Source organism: Pseudomonas sp. X4, assembly GCF_040784925.1.
GTDB classification, from domain to species: domain Bacteria; phylum Pseudomonadota; class Gammaproteobacteria; order Pseudomonadales; family Pseudomonadaceae; genus Aquipseudomonas; species Aquipseudomonas putida_Z.
In genome coordinates this window covers 2,517,455-2,542,500 of record NZ_CP160798.1, presented here as the reverse complement: position 1 = coordinate 2,542,500, position 25,046 = coordinate 2,517,455, and the positions used below count along the sequence as shown (strand labels likewise).

The following is a 25,046-nucleotide window of genomic DNA, read 5'->3' as shown; positions in this document are numbered from 1 at the left end:
CCGACAACCGTATCGGGCTCGCCACCTGCGGCACACTCCCCGCCAACGGATGCGGAATGCTCACCGCCAATCCGCGCGCCAGCACCTGCGGGTCCCGGAACATCTGCGCCAGGTCATTGATAGGCCCGCACGGCACCCCTGCAGCCTCCAGTTGGCTCACCCACTCCGCTGTGGTCTTGAACACCGTGGCCTGGCGAATCAGAGGAATCAGCTCGGCCCGGTTGGCAACCCGCAGCTTGTTGGTAACGAAACGCGGGTCGTCCGCCCACTGCGGCTGCCCGGCCACCTCGGCGAACTTGCGGAACTGGCTATCGTTGCCCACGGTAAGGATGAAGTCGCCATCCGCCGTCGGAAAATCCTGATAAGGCACGATATTGGGGTGCGCATTACCCAGGCGACGAGGCGGGTTGCCCGTGGTCAGGTAGTTCATCGCCTGGTTCGCCAGGCAGGCCACCTGCACATCGAGCAACGCCATGTCGATATGCTGGCCCACCCCGGTCTGCTCGCGATGGGCGAGGGCAGCGAGGATCGCCACCGTGGAATACAACCCGGTAAGGATGTCGGTCAGCGCCACCCCTACCTTGACCGGCCCCGCACCTTCTTCACCTTCCGGGCGGCCGGTCAGGCTCATCAGCCCGCCCAACCCCTGGATCATGAAGTCATAACCCGCGCGCCTGGCATAAGGCCCGGTCTGGCCGAACCCGGTGATGGAGCAATAGATAAGCCGCGGGTTGATCGCCTTCAGGCTCTGGTAGTCCAGGCCATAGGCAGCCAACCCACCAACCTTGAAGTTTTCGATGACGATATCGGACTTCGCCGCCAACTCACGCACCAGGCGCTGCCCCTCGGCCTGTGTGAAGTCGATGGTAACCGAGCGCTTGTTGCGGTTGGCCGACAGGTAATAGGCCGCCTCACTGGTGTTCTCACCCTCGGGATCCTTGAGGAAGGGCGGCCCCCACGAGCGGGTATCGTCACCACTGCCAGGGCGCTCGACCTTGATCACATCGGCACCAAGGTCAGCGAGAATCTGGCCAGACCATGGGCCGGCCAACACGCGAGAAAGGTCCAGCACCCGCAGATGTGATAGCGCGCCCATGGGCTGGCTCCTTATCAATAGAAGGCCTGGATGCCGGTCTGCGCACGCCCCAGGATCAGTGCATGCACATCGTGAGTACCTTCATAGGTGTTGACCACCTCCAGGTTGACCAGGTGACGAGCCACGCCGAACTCATCGGAAATGCCATTGCCACCCAGCATGTCACGCGCCATGCGGGCAATATCCAGCGCCTTGCCACAGGAGTTGCGCTTCATGATCGACGTGATCTCCACTGCAGCCGTGCCTTCGTCCTTCATCCGCCCCAGGCGCAGGCAGCCCTGTAGCGCCAGGGTGATTTCGGTCTGCATGTCGGCCAGCTTCTTCTGGATCAGCTGGTTGGCAGCCAACGGGCGACCGAATTGCTGACGGTCCAGGGTGTACTGACGCGCGGTGTGCCAGCAGGCTTCCGCAGCGCCCAGCGCACCCCACGAGATGCCATAGCGGGCGGAGTTCAGGCAGGTGAACGGGCCTTTGAGGCCGCGTACATCCGGGAAGATGTTCTCCTCCGGCACGAACACGTTGTCCATGACGATTTCGCCAGTGATCGAGGCGCGCAGGCCAACCTTGCCGTGAATCGCCGGCGCACTGAGACCTTGCCAACCCTTTTCCAGAACAAAGCCGCGGATATCACCCGCATCGTCCTTGGCCCAGACCACGAATACATCGGCGATAGGGCTGTTGGTGATCCACATCTTGCTGCCGGTCAGGCGGTAGCCGCCGTCGACCTTCCGGGCACGGGTGATCATCGAACCCGGGTCGGAACCATGGTTGGGCTCGGTCAGGCCGAAGCAACCGATCCACTCGCCGCTGGCCAGCTTGGGCAGGTACTTCTGCTTTTGTGCCTCGGTACCGAACTCGTTGATTGGCACCATCACCAGCGACGACTGCACGCTCATCATCGAGCGGTAACCCGAGTCGATGCGCTCTACCTCGCGAGCAATCAGGCCATAGCACACGTAGTTCAGGCCACTGCCACCGTATTGCTCGGGAATGGTGGCGCCCAGCAACCCGACCTCACCCATTTCACGGAAGATTGCCGGGTCGGTCTGTTCATGACGGAAGGCCTCGAGCACACGCGGGGCCAGCTTGTCCTGGGCGAACTGATAAGCGCTGTCACGCACCATGCGCTCTTCTTCAGTGAGCTGCTGATCGAGCAGCAGCGGGTCGATCCAGTTGAAGCTTGCTTTACCGGCCATGAGCGAAATCCTCGAAATAGGGGGCAGTTTCTTGTGCCTTTGAGCCTAGGCCTGATCGGCCGCCGGGACAAACGAGGATTGCGCACCAATTAGTGATAATTTGTCACTTCGTAAATCGGCAAAACGCCATATTGACAGCCTTACGAGTGAGGTTGACGTACATGCGCCGCAAGATCCCCAGTACCGCCGCCCTGGTTTGCTTCGAGGCGGCGGCGCGCAACGAGAGCTTTACCAAGGCCGCCCAGGAACTCGCCCTGACCCAGGGTGCCGTCTGTCGGCAGATAGGCGGCCTGGAAGCCTTCCTCAATGTGGAACTGTTCCGCCGCTCGCGCCGCGGCGTGAAACTGACCGAAGCCGGCCTTTCCTACAGCCGTCAGGTGGCCGCCCAACTGGACGCGGTAGAGCGCGACACCTTGTCGGTAATGCGCCAGCAGGGCGCCAACGTGATCGAGCTGGCCGTGGTGCCCACCTTCGGCACCCAATGGCTGCTACCGCGGCTCAAGGACTTCCAGCAGCGCCACCCGGAGGTCACGGTCAACCTCACCAACCGCACCCGGCCCTTCCTGTTTGCCGACACCACCTTCGATGCCGCTATCTACTTCGGCGATGCCGACTGGTCCGGCACCCAATCGCACCGGCTGATGGGGGAAAACCCGGTACCGGTGTGCAGCCCGGCGCTGCTGGGTGGGCAGGGCACACTCGACGCTCAGCGTATTGCCCAACTGCCACTGCTGCAGCAGAGCACGCGCCCCTATGCCTGGCGGCAATGGTTCGGCAGTGTCGGCATGAATGTGGAACGCGACATGACAGGCCCGCGCTATGAACTATTCTCGATGCTCGCCCAGGCGGCCATGCATGAGATGGGCATCGCGCTGATTCCGCCGTTCCTGATCCAGCGGGAGTTGGAGGAGGGTAGGTTGGTGGTCGCTAACAGGCATGCCCTGAGTAGTGACAAGGCCTACTATCTGATGATTCCGGAGCGCAAGGTGGAGTCGGCTTCGCTGCGCGCCTTCCGTGACTGGCTGGTAAGCCAGGCCCAAGCGTACACGGCCAAGACGTGAGCAAGCGCGATAAATTGACTCCGTAGTCAATTATTTTGAACACCTACAGATATATGTATTTGTCGCATCTACATAAACTGTTATGCAGGGTGCAAAAATCCGCTTTAACCCTGCTTACGGCGCGGCTTAGCGGGTTATTTTGCGACATTCACCAAGCCGTAAGCGAATTGATCGCAAAATTTTTGTTTTTTTCTCCTAATCTGCCAATAGCCTATGTTTGACGGGCTGCAGCCTGACCGTTGCGACATACGGTCACAGGGTGACTTGTAGTTTTGACTTCGTTTCGCTCCAGAACCGGTTGAAGGCCTCTGGCTTCGTCTGCAAAATGCTTCGCCCGCCCGGGATTCGGCGGGTCGGCGCTCCACAGCCGCCCCAGCGCACCATCCGAAGTGCGCTGGCTTTTAAAAAGACAAAAGGTCACCGCAGGAGAAATAGTCGTGCACATTGGTGTTCCTCTCGAGACGCAGACCGGTGAGACAAGGGTCGCTGCGACCCCGGAAACCATCAAGAAACTGATTGGCCAGGGCCATCAGGTCACCGTCCAACGGGGGGCAGGGCTCAATGCCAGCATTCCGGACAGTGCCTATGAGGCCGTGGGTGCTTCCCTGGGGAGTGCAGCCGATGCCTACGGCGCCCAATTGGTGCTCAAAGTGGTCGCCCCCAACGACCAGGAACTGGCCCTGATCAACAGTGGCAGCCTCCTGGTGGGCATGCTCAACCCCTTCAACAGCGAGCTGATCGGCAAGATGGCCGAGCGCGGCATTACCGCGTTCGCCCTGGAAGCCGCGCCGCGCACCTCGCGGGCGCAGAGCCTGGACGTGCTGTCGTCGCAGGCCAACATCGCCGGTTACAAGGCGGTGTTGCTGGCTGCCCATCACTACCCACGCTTCATGCCCATGCTCATGACCGCCGCCGGTACCGTCAAGGCCGCGCGCGTGCTGATCCTGGGCGCGGGCGTTGCCGGCCTGCAGGCCATTGCCACGGCCAAGCGCCTGGGCGCAGTGATCGAGGCGTCCGACGTACGCCCGGCCGTGAAGGAGCAGATCGAGTCGCTGGGCGCCAAGTTCATCGACGTACCCTACGAAACCGATGAAGAGCGCGAGTGCGCCGAAGGTGTCGGCGGTTATGCCCGGCCGATGCCGGCCAGCTGGATGCAACGCCAGGCCCAGGCCGTGCACGAGCGCGCCAAGCAGGCGGATATCGTCATTACCACTGCGCTTATCCCGGGGCGCAAGGCGCCGACCCTGCTCAGCGCCGAAACCGTCGCGCAGATGAAGCCCGGCTCGGTGGTCATCGACCTCGCAGCAGCCCAAGGCGGCAACTGCCCACTGACCGTCGCCGACCAGGTGGTAAAGGAGAACGGCGTGATCATCGTCGGCCCGACCAACCTGCCGGCCCAGGTGGGCGCCGATGCCTCGGCACTGTATGCACGCAACCTGCTGGACTTCATGAAGCTGCTGTTCGACAAGGACGGCGCGCTGGTCATCAACCTCGAAGACGACATCGTCGCGGCCTGCCTGATGTGCCGTGATGGTCAGGTCGTCCGCAAGAACGGCTAAGGAGCACGACAATGGAAGACATGCTGATTTCCCATGGCATCTACAACCTGATCATCTTCGTGCTGGCCATCTATGTGGGCTACCACGTGGTGTGGAACGTCACCCCGGCACTGCACACGCCGCTGATGGCCGTGACCAACGCCATCTCCGCGATCGTCATCGTCGGCGCCATGCTGGCCGCCGCCCTGACGGTGACCCCGGCCGGCAAGCTGATGGGCACCCTGGCGGTGGCCCTGGCCGCGGTCAACGTGTTCGGTGGCTTCCTGGTCACCCGTCGCATGCTTGAGATGTTCAAGAAGAAAACCAAGAACGAGGCGCAGAAGTAAGCATGAGCATGAATCTGGTAACGCTCCTCTACCTCGTCGCCTCGGTGTGCTTCATCCAGGCGCTCAAGGGCCTGTCGCACCCGACTACCTCGCGGCGCGGCAACCTGTTCGGCATGATCGGCATGGGTATCGCCATCGTCACTACGGTCGGTCTCATTTATAAGCTCGGGGCCGAGCTTGCCACCGCCGGCATCGGCTACGTCCTCGTTGGCCTGCTGGTCGGCGGCACCGCCGGCTCGATCATGGCCAAGCGCGTCGAGATGACCAAGATGCCGGAACTGGTCGCCTTCATGCACAGCATGATCGGCCTGGCAGCGGTGTTCATCGCTATCGCCGCGGTGCTGGAACCGCAATCGATGGGCATCGTTGCCGCCATGAGCGACCCGATCCCCACCGGCAACCGCCTGGAACTGTTCCTCGGCGCAGCCATCGGTGCCATTACCTTCTCCGGCTCGGTGATCGCCTTCGGCAAGCTGTCGGGCAAGTACAAGTTCCGCCTGTTCCAGGGCGCACCGGTACAGTTCGCCGGCCAGCACAAGCTGAACCTGATCCTCGGCCTGACCACCATTGCCCTGGGCCTGCTGTTCACCTTCACTGGCCACTACAGTGCCTTCACCCTGATGCTGGTCTTGGCTTTCATCATGGGCGTGCTGATCATTATTCCGATCGGGGGCGCCGACATGCCGGTGGTGGTGTCGATGCTCAACAGCTATTCGGGCTGGGCAGCGGCCGGTATCGGCTTCTCGCTGAACAACTCGATGCTGATCATTGCAGGGTCCCTGGTCGGCTCGTCCGGTGCCATCCTCTCGTACATCATGTGCAAGGCAATGAACCGTTCGTTCTTCAACGTCATCCTCGGTGGCTTCGGTGGTGATGCCGATGCCGGCGCGGCGCAAGGCTCCAAAGAGCAGCGCCCGGTGAAGTCCGGCTCTGCCGACGATGCCACCTTCCTGCTCAGCAACGCCGACAGCGTGATCATCGTCCCGGGTTACGGCCTGGCGGTGGCTCGCGCCCAGCACGCGCTGAAGGAGCTGACCGAGAAGCTGAGCCACAACGGCGTGACCGTGAAGTACGCGATCCACCCGGTGGCGGGCCGTATGCCCGGGCACATGAACGTGCTGTTGGCCGAGGCCGAAGTGCCATACGACCAGGTATTCGAGATGGAAGACATCAACGCCGAGTTCGGCCAGGCCGATGTGGTGCTGGTGCTGGGCGCCAACGATGTGGTCAACCCAGCGGCGAAGAACGATCCCAAGTCGCCGATCGCCGGCATGCCAATCCTCGAAGCGTTCAAGGCCAAGACCATCATCGTCAACAAGCGCTCCATGGCCAGCGGCTATGCCGGCCTGGACAACGAACTGTTCTACCTCGACAAGACCATGATGGTGTTCGGCGACGCCAAGAAGGTCATCGAAGACATGGTCAAGGCGGTGGAGTGACAACGGCCGCTGCAAACCAGCTGATATAAAGGAAGCCCCGGTCAGAATCTGCCGGGGCTTTTCTTTTATTGATCCGGATCAACGGCTCTATTCCAAGGCTTCTCATACGACCATGGTCGTGGGACGGCAAGGGGCGAAGTCTCTAGACTGCGCTGCAGTAGTTTCAGTAGCCCGAGATAACAATCCATGTACCGTGATCGTATCCGCTTGTCCTCCCTGCACAGCAAGGTAATGAGTGCGGCTGATGCCGCTGGTCTGATCGAGGACGGCATGACCGTCGGCATGAGCGGTTTCACCCGCGCCGGCGAAGCCAAGGCCGTACCACATGCACTGGCCGAACGTGCCAAGCAGTCGCCACTGAAAATCAGCCTGATGACCGGCGCCAGCCTGGGCAACGACCTGGACAAGCAACTGACCGAGGCCGGCGTGCTGGCTCGCCGCATGCCGTTCCAGGTCGACAGCACCCTGCGCAAGGCCATCAACGACGGCCAGGTGATGTTCATCGACCAGCACCTGTCGGAAACCGTCGAGCAGCTGCGCAACCAACAGCTGAAGCTGCCGGACATCGCGGTCATCGAAGCCGTGGCCATCACCGAGCAGGGCCACATCGTGCCAACCACCTCGGTGGGCAACTCGGCCAGCTTCGCGATCTTCGCCAAGCAGGTAATTGTCGAGATCAACCTCTCGCACAACACCAACCTCGAAGGCCTGCACGACATCTATATCCCGACCTACCGCCCGACCCGCACGCCAATCCCGCTGGTCAAGGTCGACGACCGTATCGGCAGCACCGCCATCCCGATCGACCCGGCCAAGATCGTCGGCATCGTCATCAGCGACCAGCCGGACTCGCCGTCCACCGTATTGCCGCCGGATGACGAAACCCAGGGCATCGCCGACCACCTGATCAAATTCCTCAAGAAAGAAGTCGAAGCTGGCCGCATGACCAACAAGCTTGGCCCGCTGCAGGCCGGTATCGGCAGCATCGCCAACGCAGTGATGTGCGGCCTGATCGAGTCGCCGTTCGAAGACCTGACCATGTACTCCGAAGTACTGCAGGATTCCACCTTCGACCTGATCGACGCCGGCAAGCTGAGCTTCGCCTCGGGCAGCTCGATCACCTTGTCGACCCGCCGCAACGCCGATGTGTTCGGCAACCTGGAGCGTTACAAGGACAAGCTGGTTCTGCGCCCGCAAGAAATTTCCAACCACCCGGAAGTGGTCCGTCGCCTGGGCATCATCGGTATCAATACCGCGCTGGAGTTCGACATCTACGGCAACGTCAACTCCACCCATGTCTGCGGCACCAAGATGATGAACGGCATCGGCGGCTCGGGTGACTTCGCCCGTAACGCCCACCTGGCCGTGTTCGTCACCAAGTCGATTGCCAAGGGTGGCGCGATTTCCAGCGTGGTGCCGATGGTCAGCCATGTCGACCATACCGAGCACGACGTTGACATCCTGGTCACCGAGCAAGGCCTGGCCGACCTGCGTGGCCTGGCGCCACGTGAGCGCGCCCGGGCGATCATCGACAACTGTGTGCACCCGGACTACCGCGCAGCGCTGAACGACTACTTCGATCGCGCCTGCCAGCGTGGCGGCCACACCCCGCACATCCTGCGCGAAGCCCTGAGCTGGCACGAGAACCTGGAAGAAACCGGGCGCATGCTGGCTAGCTGATACAGATGTGGTACGGAACGGCGGCCCTGCTTCCGCTGTTCCGGCCTATTCGCGGGCTTGCCCGCTCCCACAGGTCATGTGCAACCCTCAAGGGCAGCACTTTACCTTGTAGGAGCGGGCAAGCCCGCGAAGGGGTCATAACAGTCAAACCCTTTCATCGATACACTCCCGCCGCAATCTGCAACAGAATCTGTACTACTGTACTGGTGTTTTTGCGCCTTCCCGGATGAGAAATCCTCTTCATCAAATCAAAGTGCACCAAATAAGTGCACACCAGTACAGTTACGCCAGTTTCGAGTGCAACAGTAGGGTTACACAGTTAACTGGACCATCGTCTTTCAACCGAACTGTATCTACTGTTATGGACGACAGAGGAGGATCATTGGCATCAGTTAAATCACTACCTAATCCCGCCATAAGCGGAAGGATGAAACATCATGGAACGTACCCTCAGTTCCGGTCTGGTTTTTGAAAGCAACGCCCAACAATCCAACGCTTCGCTGCCGCTGCGCGCTCTGTCCACCTTGCTGCTGTGGCAGCGCCGCATGGCCAGCCGCCGTCAACTGGCTCGCCTGGACGCCCGCCTGCTGGCCGACGCCGGTATCAGCGAGTCGCAGCGTTACGAAGAGCTGAGCAAGCCTTTCTGGCGCTAAGCTCCGGCTTGCCGGCTTCGGCCGGCACCGCGAATTCCCGAAACCCGTTGCAGGTGACTGCGACGGGTTTTTTGTTTGCAGGCGGCATGCCAGAGCCTTTTGCAGGCGGACCTGTACAGTTTGTAAAATCATAAAACAAACCAGAACAGTTTATTGGTGCGCTGTTCATTAACATCCAGAAACACCGGCGCGTGATACGCTTGGCGTGACAGTCTGGTAGAACGCACTGTTGAAAAAGTACCGCGACGAGCTGTGCGAGCGTCCGATAAAGCAGAACCACCCGACCCTAGTCCAGGAGTCCACGATCATGTCCCGTAAATACCTGATTGGCGCCGCCCTGATGCTGAGCCTGGCCGGCACCGCAAACGCCACCAGCTTCGTTGTCACCACCGATGCCGTCGTTGGCGCAGTGGCCGCGTCCACCGATGCCACTTCCGATATTTCCTCCTCGTTCCGTGACGACAAGATCGTCCAGGCCGCCCGAGACGACGCCGCCAGCTTCGTTGGCAGCCAGGGCGACATCCGCGGCGCCAAGCTGGAAAGCGCTTTCCTGCACATCCGCTCGCAGATGCCAGCCCTGCAGGCCAGCGACGCGCAACTGGCCCAGGCCATCCTGGCGCTCTGACCCCGGCTGAGCCGTTCAGCTGTGCTGGTCACCACCAGCACAGCCGTACTCACCATTGCCGCCCACGTTTCCAGCTGTTGTAGAGCCCATGCGTTATCTGTTGCCGTTGCTGTTCTCCGTTGTTGGCATGGCCAGTGCCCATGCCATGGATACCACTACGCAAAGCCTGGTCATCACCGGCTATGTCACCAGCCAGGTCACCACCGCACCGTTCGACCGCAAGCTGGTCCGCCAGGCCCAGGATGATGCCGCTGCCTTCGTCGCCAGCGACGGCCAGATCCGCGGTGCGCGGCTGGAGGCAGCACTGGAATCACTACGCCACAATTGCGCACGGCATACCGTCGGCGATCTGGAACTGGCGCAGGCAATTCTCGTCCAATGATTACATCTGACTCCCTGTATTTTTCGGAGATGCTCCATGCGTAAACCGCTGATTGCCGCTACCCTCGGCATGCTGCTGCTGGCCGACCTGGCCCAGGCACAGACCCTGGTGGCCACCAGCAATATCATCGTGCGAGCCTTTGGCCGTTCAATCGATTTCACCTCTGACACCACCACCTCGATCCGCGATTCCAAAGTGGTGCGCGAAGCCCATGACGACGCCGCCAGCTTTGTCGCCAGCAACGGTGACATCCGCGGCGCCCAGCTCGAGGCCGCCTTCAACACCCTGCGCGAGCGCGTGCCGCAAGCGCGCGACGCCAGCGACCAGGTACTGGCTGAAGCCATCCTCGCGCTGTGAACCGCGTGCGCGCCTGGCTGCTCGGCTGCGCCCTGACGCTGCTCGGCACGCCCGCCCTGGCCGACCTGCAGCTCGAGCTGCAGGCGTCCGGCCTTGACTCGCAGCAGGCCCAAGCCACTCAGGCTCTGCTCGACGAAGCCATGGGCAAGCTGCCCCCTCGCTTCAAGCAACAGCTGAATCGCCGGGTGCGGGTCAGCTGGAGCGACAACATGCAGGCCGACGCCTATGGCCAGGCATCGCTGGTATCTACCCTCGAACTCAATCGCCGCCTGCTGCCCAGCCTCACCGATGGCAGTGCTGCCACCGAGCGCACCAACCGCCCGCATGGCACGGTGCGGGAAGAACTGCTGGCCACCGTGCTGCACGAACTCACCCATATCTACGACCGTGCCCGGCTGTGGCCCAGCGCCGAGAACGCGCTGATCGCCCGTTGCAAGCGCCAGCAAGGTACGTTGGGCAAGGTCGGCCTGCCCGAAGCATGCCGTGGCCAGGCCGAGCGCCGCTTCACCCTCAGCGACGACCCGCGCCTGCTCGACCTGGCCGGCTGGCAGCAGTACGTGGGCCGACGCGGCGAGCGCGAGCAGCACAACGGCCAGTTCGTGCGCAGCCCCGACAGCTATGAACTGAGCAGCCCCAAGGAGTACATCGCGGTCAACATGGAGTACTTCCTCCTCGACCCGAGCTACGGCTGCCGCCGTCCGGCGCTGAACCAGTACCTGCGCGAACACTTCGGCTGGGCACCGCAGCAGGACAGCTGCGCCAAGGGCCTGCCGTTCATCAATGCCGGCAGCGACTTCGCCCGCCAACCGCTGGGCGAAATCGACCCCGAGCGGGTCTATGAGGTGGACTACCTGCTGGCCGAAGCCAACCAGAACCTGGTCAGCCGCTGGGGCCACAGCATGCTGCGCCTGGTGATCTGCAAGCCGGGCCGCCCGCGCGGGCCGGACTGCCGCCTGGACCTCGACCAGAGCCTGGTGCTGTCGTACCGCGCCTTCGTCAACGATGTGCAGCTTTCCAGCTGGGACGGCCTGGTCGGTGCCTACCCCTCGCGCCTGTTCGTGCTGCCGCTGGGCCAGGTGATCGACGAGTACACCAAGACCGAACTGCGCAGTTTGGCGTCGGTGCCCTTGCGGCTCGACCGCGACGAGATCGAGAACCTGGTGCGTCAGGCCGCCGAAATGCACTGGAGCTACGATGGCAACTACTGGTTCCTGTCCAACAACTGCGCAGTAGAGTCGTTGAAGCTGCTGCGCAGCGGCACCGCCAACCCACGCCTGAACGACCTCGACAGCATCATGCCCAACGGCTTGCTGGCTGTGCTCAAGGGCAGGGGGCTCGCCGACACCAGCGTGCTCGACGACCCCCGCGAGGCGCTGCGCCTGGGTTATCGCTTCGACTCCTACCGCGACCGTTACCAGGCCATGTTCGAGGTGTTGAAGAAACAGTTGCCAATCAAGCAGGACAAGGTCGAGGACTGGCTGGCCCTTGACGCCGAGCAACGGCGGGGCTGGTTCGCCCAGGCCGACCTGCGCACCAGCGCCGCCTTGCTGCTGCTTGAACAGGCCAGCTTGCGCCGGCAACTGCTGCTGGCCCAGGACGAAGTCAAGCAGCGCTACCTGAACGCCGCCGCGCTGAACGATGGTAGCGTCAGCAAGGCCGATGCGACCCTCAGGCAGATGCTTGCCAACAGTGGCTTCCTCAGCCGCCCGGCAGAGTTGCTCGATAGCAAGGGCTACGGGCTGCCGCAGCCGCAGGAGCGCAAGCACCTGGAGCAAGTCAGCAGCGAGCGGCAAGCGCAATTGCTGCGCTTGAGCACAAGCCTGGACAAAGAGGTGAGGGCGCTGCTGGAGCCGTCGCGGGCCAGGGAGATTGCGGCGGTGGAAGCCAACGTGAAGCAGGTGGGCGAGCATCTGCGGGCATTGCACAAGGCTGCAGGTGGCCTGCAGTTGTAAGTACGGCTGTACCGGCCCTATCGCCGGCAAGCCAGCTCCCACAAGATCCCCACAGGTCTGAAGGTGGTGGGGTACCTGTGGGAGCTGGCTTGCCGGCGATAGGGCCAGCAGCACCAACACAATCTCTTACAGGTTCTCCTCCGCCTCCGAAGGCAAATCCTCGTCCAGATGCAACCAAGGCAACCGGCTACCCACCCAGATATGCCGGTTGGCCCTGACCCGTTCCGGGTGGTCCAGAGTCGCCACCGTCACATCCACCGTCTCCGGGCTATGTGTAGTCACCAACGCCACGTGCGCCCCACAATGCCCGCAGAAGTACCGGCTGCAACTGGCCGGCGCCACATAGCAGTTCGGCTCGCCCGCAAGCCACCGGAACCCCGAGCGGGGCACGGTGAGCCAGGTCACCACCAGCCCGCCACTGACCCGCCGGCAGATCGAACAATGGCAATGGGCAATGTCTGTCAGGTCGCCCTCCAACCGATAACGCAAGGCGCCACAATGGCAGCCACCCTCGGTCACATCCTGCATCACCTACCTCTCGTCGCCTTTGCTTCGGCGAAAGCTGGCTGAAAGCTTGCCCTCATAGGATAGCCCCCACTACCGGCACAAGACCGGTCAGCCAGGGCACCCGGTAACCACCGCGCCCGGCCCAATCAACAACAACAATGGTGATTCTGATGTATTCCTGTGCCCGACTTTCCGTAGCCCCCCTCCGCATGCTCCCCGCACAGCGCCAAACGCGCTGATCCGCCCGAATCGACGTTCCTTTCGCCGCGCCACGCCTGGAGTATTGCCATGCTGACCTTCCTCGGCTTTGCCATGGTCATCACCTTCATGTACCTGATCATGACCAAGCGCCTGTCGGCCTTGATCGCGCTGATCCTGGTACCGATCCTGTTCGCCCTGTTCGGCGGTTTTTCCGCCAAGATTGGCCCGATGATGCTCGAGGGCATCAGCAAGCTCGCACCTACCGGCGTGATGCTGATGTTCGCCATCCTCTATTTCGCCCTGATGATCGACTCCGGCCTGTTCGACCCGGCCGTGCGCAAGATCCTCAAGCTGGTCAAGGGTGACCCGCTGAAAGTCTCCGTCGGCACCGCAGTACTGGCCCTGGTGGTCTCGCTCGACGGTGACGGCGCCACCACCTACATGATCTGCTGCGCCGCCATGCTGCCGATGTACAGCCGCCTGGGCATGAGCCCGCGGATCATGGCCGGCCTGATCATTCTCGCCGGCGGGGTGATGAACATGACCCCCTGGGGTGGCCCGACCGCCCGCGCCGCCAGCGCCCTGCACGTGGACCCGTCGGACATCTTCGTGCCGATGATCCCGGCCATGCTGTTCGGCGTGCTGGCGATCCTGGCCATCGCCTACATGTACGGCAAGCGCGAACGTGCCCGCCTGGGCGAGTTGCACCTGCCCACCGACGACATCGACCACAGCGAAATCACTGTTTCGCAGTACCCGGACGCGCGCCGGCCAAAACTGCTGTACTTCAACGGCGCCCTGACCGCTGCCCTGATGGTCGCGCTGATTGCCGGCGTGCTGCCGCTGCCAGTGCTGTTCATGATCGCCTTCAGCATCGCCATGATCGTCAACTACCCGTGCCTGCAGCAGCAGAAAGACCGCATCGCCGCCCACGCCGGCAGCGTGTTGGCGGTCACCGGGCTGATCTTTGCCGCCGGCATCTTCACCGGCATCCTGTCGGGCACCGGCATGGTCGACGCCATGTCCAAGAGCCTGCTGTCGGTCATCCCCGAGGCGCTGGGCCCATACCTGGCGGTGATCACCGCGATCGTGAGCATGCCGTTCACCTTCTTCATGTCCAACGACGCGTTCTACTATGGCGTGCTGCCGGTGCTGGCCGAAGCTGCCAGCCACTACGGCATCAGCCCGGTGGAAATGGCCCGTGCGTCGATCGTCGGGCAACCGGTACACCTGCTCAGCCCCTTGGTACCCTCCACCTACCTGCTGGTGGCCCTGGCAGGCATCGAGTTCGGCGATCATCAGCGCTTCACCTTGAAGTGGGCAGTGCTGGTGTGCCTGTGCATAATGCTCGCCGCGCTGCTGATGGGCATTTTCCCGCTGTTCAGTAGTCTTTAATAAACGCGTATTTCCCTAACGCGACGCGCCCTGATCCGGGCGCGTCGCCTTTACCGTTCGAAGGAAAACACATGGAATGGCTGACCAGCCCGGAAATCTGGGTTGCCTTTTTCACCCTTACCGCGCTTGAGATCGTCCTCGGTATCGACAACATCATCATGATCTCGATTCTGGTCAGCCGCATGCCCAAGCACATGCAGCCGCGCACCCGGATCTTCGGTCTGGCCCTGGCCATGGTCACCCGTATCATGCTGCTGCTGTCGATCACCTGGGTCATGCGCCTTACCGCCGACCTGTTCGTGGTCCTGGGCCAGGGCATCTCCGGCCGAGACCTGATCCTGTTCTTTGGTGGCCTGTTCCTGCTGTGGAAAAGCTCGCAAGAGATCTATCACGGCCTGGAAGGCGAGGACGAGAACCCGGAAGAGCCGAAAGGCGCGGGTGGCAAGTTCTTCTATACCATCATCCAGATCGCCATCATCGACATCGTGTTCTCGCTGGACTCGGTGATCACTGCGGTGGGCATGGTGTCCCACGTACCGGTAATGATCGCCGCGATCATCGTCGCCGTGCTGGTGATGATGCTGTGCGCCGGCACCATCAGCGACTTCATCGACAAGCACCCGTCGCTGAAGATGCTCGCACTATCGTTCCTGATCGTGGTCGGTACCGTGCTGATCGCCGAAGCTTTCGACGTGCATGTACCAAAGGGCTACGTCTACTTCGCCATGGCGTTCTCGCTGGCGGTGGAAGCCATCAACATCCGCATGCGCACTGCCTTGGCCCGCAAGAACGGCAAAGAGCATGAACCGGTGAAACTGCGCAAGGACATTCCGGGTCAATAAGATCAGGAAGTGCAGGACACAAAGGGCCCTTCGCTGGGCCCTTTTTCATGCCCGGATTACTGAATTCTGCCATTTGCTGTACTGGCCTCTTCGCGGGCACGCCCGCTCCCACAGGGATATCACAGGCCCTGAGGGTGGTGTGGTATCTGTGGGAGCGGGCGTGCCCGCGAAGAGGCCGGCACAGGCAATCATTCATTTCCAGTGTGTTTCAAATAAATGGCAGCCATGCGAAGCTGGCGACAGCTCCGCAAAACAACTAAAGCTTTGAGTGAGCACTGAAAATTCTTCAAACGCTCACGCTTCGTCTCTTGGCCCTCTGGGCCAATGCAACAGGGGGCCGTCGCCATGCTGACCCTGCTCAACCTGCTCTCGGCCGTTACGCTTCTGGTCTGGGGCACCCACATCGTGCGTACCGGCATCCTTCGGGTATTCGGCTCGAGCCTGCGGCGCATCATCAGCCAGAACATGAGCAAACGCCCGCTGGCGTTCGTCGCAGGCATTCTGGTCACGGCCATGGTGCAAAGCAGCAACGCCACCGCCATGCTCGTCACCTCGTTCGTCGGCCAGGGCCTGATGGCCATGACCCCGGCCTTGGCAATCATGCTCGGCGCCGACGTGGGTACCGCGCTGATGGCCCGGGTGCTGACCCTGGACCTGTCTTGGCTGTCGCCGCTGCTGATCTTCCTGGGTGTTATCTTCTTCCTCTCACGCAAACAGACGAGGGCCGGCCAGCTGGGCAGGGTAGGCATCGGGCTTGGCCTGATCATCCTGGCATTGGAGCTGATCGTGCAGGCAGCTACGCCGATTACCCACGCCCAAGGTGTGAAGGTGCTGTTCGCCTCGCTGACCGGTGACATCATGCTCGACGCCTTGGTCGGCGCTCTGTTCGCCATGATTTCCTATTCCAGCCTGGCGGCCGTGCTGCTCACCGCAACACTGGCCGGTGCCGAAGTGATCAGCCTGCCGGTGGCCATCGGCCTGGTGGTGGGCGCCAACATCGGTAGCGGGCTGCTGGCCTTCATCAGCACCAGCATGCAAAACGCCGCCGGGCGCCGAGTGGCTCTGGGCAGCCTGCTGTACAAGCTGATCGGCCTGCTGCTGATTATTCCCGTGCTGCACCCGCTGGTGAGCTGGATGGACTCACTGAGCTTCAGCCCACAGGAGCTGGTCATCGGCTTCCACCTGCTCTACAACACGCTGCGTTGCCTGATCATGCTGCCCACGGTCAAACCCATGGGCCGGCTGTGCAACACCCTGCTGCCCGAACGGGAAAACGGCAACGGCCAGATTCGCCCGCGCCATCTCGACACCTCGGCGCTGGAAACACCCAGCCTGGCCCTGGCCAACGCCTCCCGCGAAACCCTGCGCCTGGGCGATATCGTCGACAGCCTGCTCGAAGCCATGCTCGGTGCCCTGCGCGGTACCCAGGCCGCCTTGCCGCAGCAGGTCCGCGCCCTCGGCGAGGACGCCGAAGCCTTGTACAGCGCGATCAAGCTGTACCTGGCGCAGATGTCGCGTGAAGACCTCAGCGAACAGGACAACCGCCGCTGGGCAGAAATCATTGAACTGGCGATCAACCTCAAGCTGGCCTGCGACCTGATCGAGCGCATGCTGCGCAAGGTCCAACAGCAGAAAACCAGCCAACGCCGGGAGTTTTCCCAGGTGGGCCTGGAAGAGCTGACCGGCTTGCAGGAACAGCTGCTGGCCAACCTGCGCCTGGGCTTGTCGGTGTTTCTCAGCGCCGACCCGGAAAGCGCCCGCTTGCTGCTGCGGGAAAAACGCCGTTTTCGCGCCCAGGAACGGCGCCTTGCCCACGCCCATGTCAGCCGCTTGCAGCGCAAGGTAGTGCAAAGTATCGAGACCAGTTCGCTACACTTGGAGCTGATCGCCGACATGAAACGGTTGAACTCTTTGTTCTGTAGCAGTGCCTATGTGGTACTGGGCGGCTCGGACACGGGCGGGCTGATGCTCGACAGCGTGCCGGACGAAGCCCGTCTGCCGTGATTTCGCCTACCTGAGGACCCAAGCTCGCCCATGCGTTGCCTGATGTTCGTTTGCCTGCTGATCTGCAGCCTGCCCTCATTCGCCCTCGACCGCTCGCGGGTTGAAGGTTACCTGTTGCCCAACGGCCTGCAGGTCATCCTGAAAAACGGTTATGAACGTGACCATGTGGCGATTCGCCTGGTGGTCGGCGTCGGCCTGGATGACTTCAGTTGTGAGCAGAAAGAGCTGCCGCACCTGCTCGAACACCTGCTGTTCAGCGGCATCGACGAAACTGGCGAGGGCGGCCTGGAAGAGCGCCTGCAATCGCTGGGAGGCGAGTGGAACGCCTACACCAGCAGCGCCGACACCACCTTCGTCATCGAAGCCCCGGCGCGCAACCAGCGCAAAATCCTCGACCTGCTGCTGGCGGTGATCCACGACACCCGCATCGATGCCAAGGCCCTGGCCACCGCCAAGCGCATCATCGAGCGCGAGGATGGCGGCCACTATGGCCACCTGCAGCGCTGGCTCGACCGCCAGGACATCGGCCACCCCGCCAGTGACCAGCTGGCCACCGAGCTGGGCCTGAAATGCCCGGAGCGCTCCAACCTCGACGACATGACCCTGGAGCAGGTGAACACCTTGCGTGACCGCTGGTACGCGGCCAACAACATGACCCTGATCGTGGTCGGCGGCCTCGACCGCCTGCTGCCGGCCTACCTGGAGCGCACCTTTGGCGAACTGCCCGCCACCGAGCCGGAGGAACGCCGCACCCTGGAAAGCATCGGCCAGCAAGCTGCACAGCGCCGCGACCTGACCCGCGGCTGGCTGGGCGACAGCGTCAAGCTGCACTGGCTGTTCGTCGAGCCGGTGCTGGACAACGACCACCAGGCCACCCTCGACCTGCTGTCGCACTACCTGGACTGGGCGCTGTACGACCAGCTGCGCCTGCGCAACGGGTTGTCCTACGGCCCTTCGGCAAAACGCGAAAGCTTTGGCGACACCGGCCTGCTAAGCCTCAATGCCGACCTGGAGCGCGAGGATATCGACCAGGCGGTCGAGGTGATGCAGAAATTGTTCAACCACCTGCGCAAGGAAGGCCTCGACCCGGATACCTTCGAGCGCATCAAGTACGCCAGCGTCGCCAAGGAAAGCTGGAGCACCCAGGGCAACAGTGCCTTGGCCGACTACTACTGGGGCGCGCTGAACGACTATAGCGACGGGCGCTTCGTCAACCCGGTGCGCAAGCTGCGCCAGGTCAGCCTGGCGCAGGCCAACGAGGCGCTGAAGGAACTGCTCAAGGAAGATGGCTATGTGCGTATCGAGAAACCATTACTTGGCTATGATGAGCTCTACGGGCTGGTTGCCTTGCTGTTGGGGCTGATCCTGGCAGCGGGGCTGTTGCGCTGGCGTCGGCATGGTCCGGAAAAACCGAGCGGTGCTACACGCGAGCAGTGAAACGACGGTATCCTTTTGCCAGTACCGGCCTCTTCGCGGGCACGCCCGCTCCCACAAGGGTCAGTGACAACCCGGACCCTGTGGGGAGCGGGCGCGCCCGCGAAGAGGCCAGCACAGTCACCTCACCCATTCTGTTGTAGCCCCCAATGCCCCAAATCCCCCACATCGTCCAGCGCATCATCGAACTGCTCAAACGCTACCCCGGCATCATCGCGCTCGGTGGTTTCCTCTCCGGCATCGGCAGTTTCATCCTGGTCGACCGCCAGGCTGGCCTGGCCAGCTGGGTAGCTGTGCTCATGCTGGTCAGCTGGCTCTGGCTGATGCTGGAAAACACCCTCACCGGCCTGTTCGCGCGCACCTTCAACCGCGAAATACCGCAGCCATTGCTGCGCTACGCGACGCAGATGATCCACCAGGAATCACTGTTCTTCGTACTGCCGTTCTTCTTCATTACCACCACCTGGAACAGCGGCCAACTGGTGTTCACCGGCCTGCTCGGTGCCGCCGGGCTGATTTCGATCATCGACCCGCTGTACTACAAGTGGCTGGCACCGCGGCGCTGGCTGTTCCTGGCGCTGCATACCCTGACCCTGTTCGCCGCCCTGCTGACCGCGCTGCCGATCATCCTCCACCTGACCACAGCGCAAAGCTTCAAGCTGGCCCTGATTGCAGCCATGGCCCTGTCGTTCCCCAGCCTGGCCAGCAGCTTCCCGATCAACAACTGGCGCCGCGCCGTGGCCCTGGTGCTGGTCACCCTGTCGGTCGGCGGCGGGGGCTGGCTGCTGCGTTCCTGGGTGCCGCCAGCGACCCTGTGGATGACCGAAGTGGCAGTAAGCACCGAAGTGCTGAACCGCCAGCCGGGCGATTCGCTGGACGAAATTGCTGCCAGCCGCATCCGTAGCAGCGGCCTGTACGCCTATACCGCGATCAACGCGCCACGCGGCCTGAACGAGCGGATCTACCATGTGTGGCAAAAGGACGGCCAGGAAGTCGACCGCATTGCCTTGGACATCCACGGCGGGCGCAAGGAAGGCTACCGGGCCTGGACCCACAAGCAGAACTTCCCGCCGAACCCGGTGGGCAAGTGGCAGGTGAGGGTACTGACCGAAGATGGGCAGGTCATCGGCGTGCTGCGCTTCAAGGTGGTCGACGAAGCGCCCGCGGGGTGAGTGAAAGGGGCCGCTTTGAGGCCCATCGCCGGCCAGCCAGCTCCCACAGGGCCAGCGACAACCCGCTCCATGTGGGAGCTGGCTTGCCGGCGATGGGCTGCAAAGCAGCCCCCAAGGTCCGTGAAGACAGCACATAATCACCAAACAGCCCATGCCCGCTGCGCTATGATCAGGCCCTAAGCCTTAGCGCCGAGTCAGTAGCATGGAGCCGATGACCACCCCCAGCGCCACCCTGGACACCAGTAGCCAACCAGCCTGCCTGCGCATTACCGGTGACTGGACTCTGGCGCACTACGCCAGCCTCAAGCGTGAGAGCGAGCGCCTGCGCGCGCAATACGCTGCCGATACCGTCGCCGACCTCAGCCAACTGGGCCGCCTGGATACCGCCGGTGCCTCGCTGCTGGCCGAACTGCTCGGCTCCGAGCGCCTGTCGCGCTGCACCCACGGCCTGCCCGAAGCCAGCCGCGCCCTGCTCAAGAACGTCTACTGCTCGGTGCAGGACTACTGCATCCCGGTCAAGGAGCCCGAGCGTAACGTGCTGCTGTTGCTGCTGGAACGCATCGGCTGCGCCGTCGGTACCTTGTGGCAAGACACCATGCAGGTGCTCGGCTTCGTTGGCCTGATCCTCGAAACCCTGCTGCGCCGCGCCCTGCAACCTCATCGTTGGCGCTTCACCCCGGTCGTGGCGCACATCGAACAGACCGGCCTGGACGCCGCGCCCATCGTCGCCCTGCTGACCTTCCTGGTGGGCGCGGTAGTGGCCTTCCTCGGCGCCACGGTGCTGGCCGATTTCGGCGCGACCATCTTCACCGTCGACCTGGTGGCATTCTCGTTCCTGCGCGAGTTCGCCGTGCTGCTCACCGCTATCCTCATGGCCGGCCGCACCGCCAGCGCGTTCACCGCGCAGATCGGCTCGATGAAGGCCAACGAGGAAATCGATGCCATCCGCACCCTTGGCCTGAACCCCATGGAGATGCTGGTGGTGCCGCGCGTACTGGCGCTGTTGATTTCGCTGCCCTTGCTGACCTTCATCGCGATGATCTGCGGCATCGTCGGCGGTGCGGTGGTGTGCGCGCTGTCACTGGACATCTCGCCAGCCATGTTCCTGTCGCTGCTGCAAAGCGACATCGGCGTGCAGCACTTCCTGGTCGGCCTGGCCAAGGCACCGTTCTTCGCCTTCCTGATCGCAGCCATCGGCTGCCTGGAAGGCTTCAAGGTCAGCGGTAGCGCCGAATCGGTGGGCGCACACACCACCTCAGCGGTGGTGCAGTCGATATTCGTGGTCATCGTGCTGGATGCGGTGGCCGCACTGTTCTTCATGGAGATGGGCTGGTGAGTGGCCAGGAACGCGTGATCGAGGCCCGCGGCATCTGCAACCGCTTTGGCCGCCAGAGCGTGCACGAAAACCTCGACCTCGACCTGTATCGCGGCGAGATCCTCGCCGTGGTCGGCGGGTCGGGCAGCGGCAAGTCGGTGCTGCTGCGCAGCATCGTCGGCCTGCGGCGGCCCGACGAAGGGCAGATCAAGGTGTTCGGCCAGGACCTGGCCGGCCTGCGCGAAGAGCAGCGTTCACTGGTCGAGCGGCGCTTCGGCGTGCTGTTCCAGAAGGGCGCGCTGTTCTCTTCGCTGACCGTCACCGAAAACGTGGCGTTGCCGCTGATCGAGCACGCCGGGCTGTCCCGCGCCGATGCCGAGCACCTGGCCGGAGTGAAGCTGGCCCTGGCCGGGCTGCCGATCTCGGCCGCTGACAAGTACCCGGCCTCGCTGTCGGGGGGCATGATCAAGCGCGCCGCGCTGGCCCGGGCCCTGGCACTGGACCCGGACATTCTGTTCCTCGACGAACCCACCGCCGGCCTGGACCCGATCGGCGCCGCCGCCTTCGACCAGTTGATCCTGACCCTGCGCGATGCCCTGGGCCTGTCGGTGTTCCTCATCACCCACGACCTCGACACCCTATACACCATTACCGACCGCATCGCCGTGCTGTCGCAGAAGAAGGTCCTGGTGGCCGGCCCACTGGCCGAGGTCGAGCAGACCAACGACGCCTGGATTCAAGAATACTTTCATGGCCCACGCGGGCGCGCAGCCGAGCAGGCCGCCACCCGTGCCGGGCAGGAGCGCTGAGCAATGGAAACCCGAGCCCATCACGTTCTTATCGGCCTGGTCACCGTCCTGGTGGTGGCCGGTGCCATGCTGTTCGGCCTGTGGCTGGCCAAGTCCAGTGTCGACGACGCCTTCAAGGACTACGAAGTGGTGTTCAACGAAGCCGTCTCCGGCCTGTCCCGCGGCAGCCCGGTGCAGTACAACGGCATCAAGGTAGGCGACGTGTCCACCCTGCGCCTGGACCCGAAAGACCCGCGCCGGGTACTGGCACGGGTGCGCCTGAGCGCTGACACCCCGGTTAAGGAAGACACCCAGGCCAAGCTGACCCTGGCCGGCGTGACCGGCAACTCGTTCATCCAGCTCAGCGGGGGCACCCCGCAAAGCCCCGAGCTGAAAGGCAAGGACGGCAAGCTGCCGGTGATCATCGCATCGCCCTCGCCAATCTCGCGCCTGCTCAATGACAGCAGCGACCTGGTGACCAACATCAACCTGCTGCTGCACAACGCCAACCAGATGTTTTCCGAGGACAACATCGGCCACCTCAGCAACACCCTGTCCAACCTCGACAAGACCACCGGCGCCTTCGCTGGCCAGCACGGCAGCATCACCCAGGCCATCGAACAACTGGTGCAGGTGGGCAAGCAGGCCAGCGCCACCCTGGCCGAAACCCAGGCACTGATGCGCAATGCCAACGGCCTGCTGGGCAGCGAAGGCAAGCAGGCAATCGGCAGCGCCGAGCAGGCCATGCAGTCACTGGCCGAGAGCACCGCCACCATCAACCGCCTGCTCGAGGACAACCGCGAAGCCATCGGCGACGGTGCCCAGGGCCTGAACCAGCTGACCCCGGCGATTCGCGAGCTGCGCGAAACCCTCAACGCACTCAAAGGCATTTCCCGGCAACTGGAGGCCGACCCTAGCGGCTACCTGCTCGGCCGCGACAACAACAAGGAGTTCCAACCATGAAACCGTCGCTGCGCCTGCTGGCCCTGGCGGCCGCACTGAGCCTGGCCAGTGCCTGCTCGATCCTGCCGCAGAGCGAGCCCGTCGACCTGTACCGTCTGCCGGTGAACCAGCCCGGCCGGACGGCGACGGCGCTGGACTGGTCATTGCGCCTGAACAAGCCGCTGGCCAGCGAAGTGCTGGCCGGGCCACGGATTGCCGTGATTCCCCAGGGCGATGTGGTCAGCAGCTACAAAGGCGCGCGCTGGAGCGACGCAGTACCGGTGCTGCTGCGCAACCGCCTGCTCGACGGTTTCCAGCGTGACGGCCAGGTACAGCGCCTTAGCGCCGACGACAGCAACCTGCAGGCCGACTACGAGCTGGCTGGCGAGCTGCAGGCGTTCCAGGCCGAATACCGCGAGGGCGGGGCGGTGGAGGTAGTGATCCGCTATGACGCACGTCTGGTTCAGGGCCGCAGCCAGCGCATTCTGGCCAGCAAACGCTTCGAAATCCGCCAGCCGCTGGCCGACAAGCAGGTGTCAGCGGTGGTTGCCGGCTTCGGGAAGGCCTGCGACCAGCTGACCGGGCAGGTGGTGAGTTGGACCATTGCGCAAGCAGCCAGCGTTCCTGCTCACTGAACCCTGCCTGCTTTTTGTGGGAGCGGCCTTGTGTCGCGAAAGGGCCGCGAAGCGGCCCCGGGCATTCTTGCATGAGCGCCGAAATCCTGGGGCCGCTGTGCGGCCCTTTCGCGACGCAAGGCCGCTCCCACAACGGTCTGCGTCAGGCGAAGAACCAGTAGCAGACGAAGATCGCCGCGATCACACCGGACAACTCCGCCAGCAATGCGCAACCGACGGCATGGCGCACGCGCTGGATACCCACCGCACCAAAGTACACCGCCAGCACGTAGAAGGTGGTTTCGGTACTCCCCTGAATCGTCGCCGCCACCAGCGCCGGGAAGCTGTCCACACCGTGGGTCTGCATGGTCTCGATCAGCATCGCCCGCGCCGCACTGCCGGAGAACGGCTTGACCAGTGCCGTGGGCAGGCCTTCGACGAAGCGGGTGTCCAGGCCCAGCCAGGTCACCGCATGGCGAATACCGTCCAAAGCCAGCTCCAGGGCGCCTGAGGCCCGCAATACACCCACCGCCACCAGCATCGCCACCAGGTAAGGCAACAGGCCCTTGGCCACATCGAAGCCTTCCTTGGCGCCTTCGACAAAGGCTTCATACACCTTCACCCGCTTCAAGGCGCCGATCACCAGGAACAGGATGATCACGCCAAACAACGTGAGGTTGCCCAGGATCGACGACAGGCTCGCCAGCGCGGCCGCCGAGAGGGTGCCGAGAAAGGCCATGAAGCCGCCCAGCAGCAATGCACCGGGGATCAGGTAGGCGAGCACTACCGGGTCCCACAGGCGCAGGCGCTGCATCACCGCCACCGACAGCAGGCCGACCAGGGTCGAGACGCTGGTGGCCAGCAGGATGGGCAGGAACACCATGGTCGGGTCCGCCGCGCCTTGCTGGGCCCGGTACATGAAGATGGTCACCGGCAGCAGCGTCAGCGACGAGGCGTTGAGCACCAGGAACAGGATCTGCGCGTTGCTCGCCGTGGTGCTGCTGGGGTTCAGCTCCTGCAGTGCGCGCATGGCCTTCAGGCCGATCGGCGTGGCGGCGTTGTCCAGGCCCAGGCCGTTGGCGGCGAAGTTCATGGTGATCAGGCCCAGGGCCGGGTGGCCGGGCGGAACTTCCGGCATCAGCCGGGCAAACAGCGGGCCGAGCACCTTGGCCAGCCACTCGACGATGCCAGCCTTCTCGGCGATCTTGAGAAAGCCCAGCCACAGGGTCAGCGTGCCGAACAGCAGCACCATCACCTCGACCGACAGCTTGGCCATGGCAAAGATGCTCTCGACCATCGCCGCGAAGATGCCGGCGTTGCCGCCTACCAGCCATTGGGCCAGGGCGGACACTGCCGCCACCAGGAAAAAGCCAAGCCAAAGGCCGTTGAGCATCCGTGTGTTCCCCCTGAAAAATGCCCGAATGATAGCGTATCGGGGCGTAAGGCTGGAGACCGCAGGCGAGGGCTGCGCCCTCGTATCGCGACACAAGGCCGCTCCCACAGAGG

At 63.1% G+C, this 25,046-nt stretch carries 23 protein-coding genes (1 of these 23 cut by a window edge); 19 read left to right on the top strand and 4 right to left on the bottom strand.

All coding sequences use genetic code 11. The features are described 5' to 3' along the window. Together ABX298_RS11270 and ABX298_RS11265 are read right to left on the bottom strand one after the other, a co-directional pair. On the bottom strand, positions 1 to 1,096 hold the 5' portion of the coding sequence (locus ABX298_RS11270; protein WP_367394391.1) for a CaiB/BaiF CoA transferase family protein. It extends 125 nt beyond the left edge of the window; the window shows 1,096 of its 1,221 coding nt (coding positions 1–1,096); its start codon is at positions 1,094 to 1,096; the stop codon falls past the left edge of the window. A 14-nt stretch (positions 1,097 to 1,110) separates the two neighbouring features. Beyond that, on the bottom strand, positions 1,111 to 2,292 hold the full coding sequence (locus tag ABX298_RS11265; RefSeq protein ID WP_003252907.1) for an acyl-CoA dehydrogenase: 1,182 nt from the start codon (positions 2,290 to 2,292) through the stop codon (positions 1,111 to 1,113). Positions 2,293 to 2,453: 161 nt separating this feature from the next. On the opposite strand from ABX298_RS11265, the gene ABX298_RS11260 reads away from it, so the two are divergent. The 10 genes from ABX298_RS11260 (at position 2,454) to ABX298_RS11215 (ending at position 12,326) form a co-directional block, all read left to right on the top strand. Next, positions 2,454 to 3,353 (top strand): LysR family transcriptional regulator, encoded by a 900-nt coding sequence (locus ABX298_RS11260; protein ID WP_054572517.1) that lies wholly within the window; start codon positions 2,454 to 2,456, stop codon positions 3,351 to 3,353. Between the two features lie 437 nt (positions 3,354 to 3,790). After that, a complete protein-coding gene (locus ABX298_RS11255; protein ID WP_286100818.1) occupies positions 3,791 to 4,912 on the top strand; it encodes a Re/Si-specific NAD(P)(+) transhydrogenase subunit alpha in 1,122 nt (373 codons plus the stop codon). 11 nt (positions 4,913 to 4,923) lie between these two features. Further along, positions 4,924 to 5,238 (top strand): NAD(P) transhydrogenase subunit alpha, encoded by a 315-nt coding sequence (locus tag ABX298_RS11250; protein WP_003256966.1) that lies wholly within the window; start codon positions 4,924 to 4,926, stop codon positions 5,236 to 5,238. Positions 5,239 to 5,240: 2 nt separating this feature from the next. Beyond that, a complete protein-coding gene (locus ABX298_RS11245; protein WP_367394390.1) occupies positions 5,241 to 6,677 on the top strand; it encodes an NAD(P)(+) transhydrogenase (Re/Si-specific) subunit beta in 1,437 nt (478 codons plus the stop codon). A 186-nt stretch (positions 6,678 to 6,863) separates the two neighbouring features. Continuing rightward, positions 6,864 to 8,357 carry an acetyl-CoA hydrolase/transferase family protein gene (locus tag ABX298_RS11240; protein WP_367394389.1) on the top strand — a complete coding sequence of 498 codons (1,494 nt, stop codon included), beginning with the start codon at positions 6,864 to 6,866 and terminating at the stop codon, positions 8,355 to 8,357. Between the two features lie 437 nt (positions 8,358 to 8,794). Then, positions 8,795 to 9,010 carry a DUF1127 domain-containing protein gene (locus tag ABX298_RS11235; protein WP_003256968.1) on the top strand — a complete coding sequence of 72 codons (216 nt, stop codon included), beginning with the start codon at positions 8,795 to 8,797 and terminating at the stop codon, positions 9,008 to 9,010. Positions 9,011 to 9,317: 307 nt separating this feature from the next. Further along, a complete protein-coding gene (locus tag ABX298_RS11230) occupies positions 9,318 to 9,635 on the top strand; it encodes a DUF2388 domain-containing protein (protein WP_025337247.1) in 318 nt (105 codons plus the stop codon). A gap of 88 nt (positions 9,636 to 9,723) precedes the next feature. Further along, positions 9,724 to 10,017 carry a DUF2388 domain-containing protein gene (locus ABX298_RS11225; protein WP_025337246.1) on the top strand — a complete coding sequence of 98 codons (294 nt, stop codon included), beginning with the start codon at positions 9,724 to 9,726 and terminating at the stop codon, positions 10,015 to 10,017. A gap of 36 nt (positions 10,018 to 10,053) precedes the next feature. After that, positions 10,054 to 10,374: a DUF2388 domain-containing protein gene (locus tag ABX298_RS11220; protein WP_003256970.1), complete on the top strand. Its 321-nt coding sequence runs from the start codon at positions 10,054 to 10,056 to the stop codon at positions 10,372 to 10,374. After that, positions 10,371 to 12,326 carry a DUF4105 domain-containing protein gene (locus ABX298_RS11215; protein WP_025337245.1) on the top strand — a complete coding sequence of 652 codons (1,956 nt, stop codon included), beginning with the start codon at positions 10,371 to 10,373 and terminating at the stop codon, positions 12,324 to 12,326. The genes ABX298_RS11220 and ABX298_RS11215 overlap by 4 nt, the downstream gene beginning before the upstream one ends. A gap of 126 nt (positions 12,327 to 12,452) precedes the next feature. Here the strand turns inward: ABX298_RS11215 and ABX298_RS11210 are convergent, their stop codons facing one another. After that, positions 12,453 to 12,854: a GFA family protein gene (locus ABX298_RS11210; RefSeq protein ID WP_085619023.1), complete on the bottom strand. Its 402-nt coding sequence runs from the start codon at positions 12,852 to 12,854 to the stop codon at positions 12,453 to 12,455. A gap of 267 nt (positions 12,855 to 13,121) precedes the next feature. On the opposite strand from ABX298_RS11210, the gene ABX298_RS11205 reads away from it, so the two are divergent. The 9 genes from ABX298_RS11205 (at position 13,122) to ABX298_RS11165 (ending at position 23,561) form a co-directional block, all read left to right on the top strand. Further along, positions 13,122 to 14,429, top strand: coding sequence for a CitMHS family transporter (locus ABX298_RS11205; RefSeq protein WP_015268498.1), 1,308 nt, complete (start codon positions 13,122 to 13,124; stop codon positions 14,427 to 14,429). Between the two features lie 71 nt (positions 14,430 to 14,500). After that, positions 14,501 to 15,271 carry a TerC family protein gene (locus tag ABX298_RS11200; RefSeq protein ID WP_025337243.1) on the top strand — a complete coding sequence of 257 codons (771 nt, stop codon included), beginning with the start codon at positions 14,501 to 14,503 and terminating at the stop codon, positions 15,269 to 15,271. A gap of 345 nt (positions 15,272 to 15,616) precedes the next feature. Beyond that, a complete protein-coding gene (locus ABX298_RS11195) occupies positions 15,617 to 17,275 on the top strand; it encodes a Na/Pi cotransporter family protein (protein WP_286100816.1) in 1,659 nt (552 codons plus the stop codon). Between the two features lie 30 nt (positions 17,276 to 17,305). Further along, positions 17,306 to 18,712: a pitrilysin family protein gene (locus ABX298_RS11190; protein ID WP_075046868.1), complete on the top strand. Its 1,407-nt coding sequence runs from the start codon at positions 17,306 to 17,308 to the stop codon at positions 18,710 to 18,712. Between the two features lie 146 nt (positions 18,713 to 18,858). Beyond that, on the top strand, positions 18,859 to 19,881 hold the full coding sequence (locus ABX298_RS11185) for a DUF5924 family protein (protein WP_025337240.1): 1,023 nt from the start codon (positions 18,859 to 18,861) through the stop codon (positions 19,879 to 19,881). A 202-nt stretch (positions 19,882 to 20,083) separates the two neighbouring features. Next, complete coding sequence (locus ABX298_RS11180) at positions 20,084 to 21,217, top strand: ABC transporter permease (protein WP_025337239.1); 1,134 nt, start codon at positions 20,084 to 20,086, stop codon at positions 21,215 to 21,217. Continuing rightward, positions 21,214 to 22,005, top strand: a complete 792-nt coding sequence (locus ABX298_RS11175; protein ID WP_015268492.1) for an ABC transporter ATP-binding protein — start codon at positions 21,214 to 21,216, stop codon at positions 22,003 to 22,005. The genes ABX298_RS11180 and ABX298_RS11175 overlap by 4 nt, the downstream gene beginning before the upstream one ends. A 3-nt stretch (positions 22,006 to 22,008) precedes the next feature. Continuing rightward, complete coding sequence (locus ABX298_RS11170) at positions 22,009 to 22,947, top strand: MlaD family protein (protein WP_046616914.1); 939 nt, start codon at positions 22,009 to 22,011, stop codon at positions 22,945 to 22,947. Then, on the top strand, positions 22,944 to 23,561 hold the full coding sequence (locus ABX298_RS11165; protein ID WP_317408941.1) for an ABC-type transport auxiliary lipoprotein family protein: 618 nt from the start codon (positions 22,944 to 22,946) through the stop codon (positions 23,559 to 23,561). Before ABX298_RS11170 ends, ABX298_RS11165 begins: the two co-directional genes overlap by 4 nt. A gap of 142 nt (positions 23,562 to 23,703) precedes the next feature. Here the strand turns inward: ABX298_RS11165 and ABX298_RS11160 are convergent, their stop codons facing one another. Then, entirely contained in the window at positions 23,704 to 24,933 is a 1,230-nt protein-coding gene (locus tag ABX298_RS11160; protein ID WP_085619011.1) for a nucleoside recognition domain-containing protein, read from the bottom strand. Positions 24,934 to 25,046: the final 113 nt, after the last annotated feature.

Excerpts from the sequence above, each read along its gene's own strand:
- ABX298_RS11265 (WP_003252907.1), bottom strand. The coding sequence starts at position 2,292 with ATGGCCGGTAAAGCAAGCTTCAACTGGATCGACCCGCTGCTGCTCGAT.
- ABX298_RS11260 (WP_054572517.1), top strand. The coding sequence starts at position 2,454 with ATGCGCCGCAAGATCCCCAGTACCGCCGCCCTGGTTTGCTTCGAGGCG.
- ABX298_RS11250 (WP_003256966.1), top strand. The coding sequence starts at position 4,924 with ATGGAAGACATGCTGATTTCCCATGGCATCTACAACCTGATCATCTTC.
- ABX298_RS11245 (WP_367394390.1), top strand. The coding sequence starts at position 5,241 with ATGAGCATGAATCTGGTAACGCTCCTCTACCTCGTCGCCTCGGTGTGC.
- ABX298_RS11240 (WP_367394389.1), top strand. The coding sequence starts at position 6,864 with ATGTACCGTGATCGTATCCGCTTGTCCTCCCTGCACAGCAAGGTAATG.
- ABX298_RS11235 (WP_003256968.1), top strand. The coding sequence starts at position 8,795 with ATGGAACGTACCCTCAGTTCCGGTCTGGTTTTTGAAAGCAACGCCCAA.
- ABX298_RS11230 (WP_025337247.1), top strand. The coding sequence starts at position 9,318 with ATGTCCCGTAAATACCTGATTGGCGCCGCCCTGATGCTGAGCCTGGCC.
- ABX298_RS11225 (WP_025337246.1), top strand. The coding sequence starts at position 9,724 with ATGCGTTATCTGTTGCCGTTGCTGTTCTCCGTTGTTGGCATGGCCAGT.
- ABX298_RS11220 (WP_003256970.1), top strand. The coding sequence starts at position 10,054 with ATGCGTAAACCGCTGATTGCCGCTACCCTCGGCATGCTGCTGCTGGCC.
- ABX298_RS11210 (WP_085619023.1), bottom strand. The coding sequence starts at position 12,854 with ATGCAGGATGTGACCGAGGGTGGCTGCCATTGTGGCGCCTTGCGTTAT.
- ABX298_RS11205 (WP_015268498.1), top strand. The coding sequence starts at position 13,122 with ATGCTGACCTTCCTCGGCTTTGCCATGGTCATCACCTTCATGTACCTG.
- ABX298_RS11200 (WP_025337243.1), top strand. The coding sequence starts at position 14,501 with ATGGAATGGCTGACCAGCCCGGAAATCTGGGTTGCCTTTTTCACCCTT.
- ABX298_RS11195 (WP_286100816.1), top strand. The coding sequence starts at position 15,617 with ATGCTGACCCTGCTCAACCTGCTCTCGGCCGTTACGCTTCTGGTCTGG.
- ABX298_RS11190 (WP_075046868.1), top strand. The coding sequence starts at position 17,306 with ATGCGTTGCCTGATGTTCGTTTGCCTGCTGATCTGCAGCCTGCCCTCA.
- ABX298_RS11185 (WP_025337240.1), top strand. The coding sequence starts at position 18,859 with ATGCCCCAAATCCCCCACATCGTCCAGCGCATCATCGAACTGCTCAAA.
- ABX298_RS11180 (WP_025337239.1), top strand. The coding sequence starts at position 20,084 with ATGGAGCCGATGACCACCCCCAGCGCCACCCTGGACACCAGTAGCCAA.
- ABX298_RS11170 (WP_046616914.1), top strand. The coding sequence starts at position 22,009 with ATGGAAACCCGAGCCCATCACGTTCTTATCGGCCTGGTCACCGTCCTG.
- ABX298_RS11165 (WP_317408941.1), top strand. The coding sequence starts at position 22,944 with ATGAAACCGTCGCTGCGCCTGCTGGCCCTGGCGGCCGCACTGAGCCTG.
- ABX298_RS11160 (WP_085619011.1), bottom strand. The coding sequence starts at position 24,933 with ATGCTCAACGGCCTTTGGCTTGGCTTTTTCCTGGTGGCGGCAGTGTCC.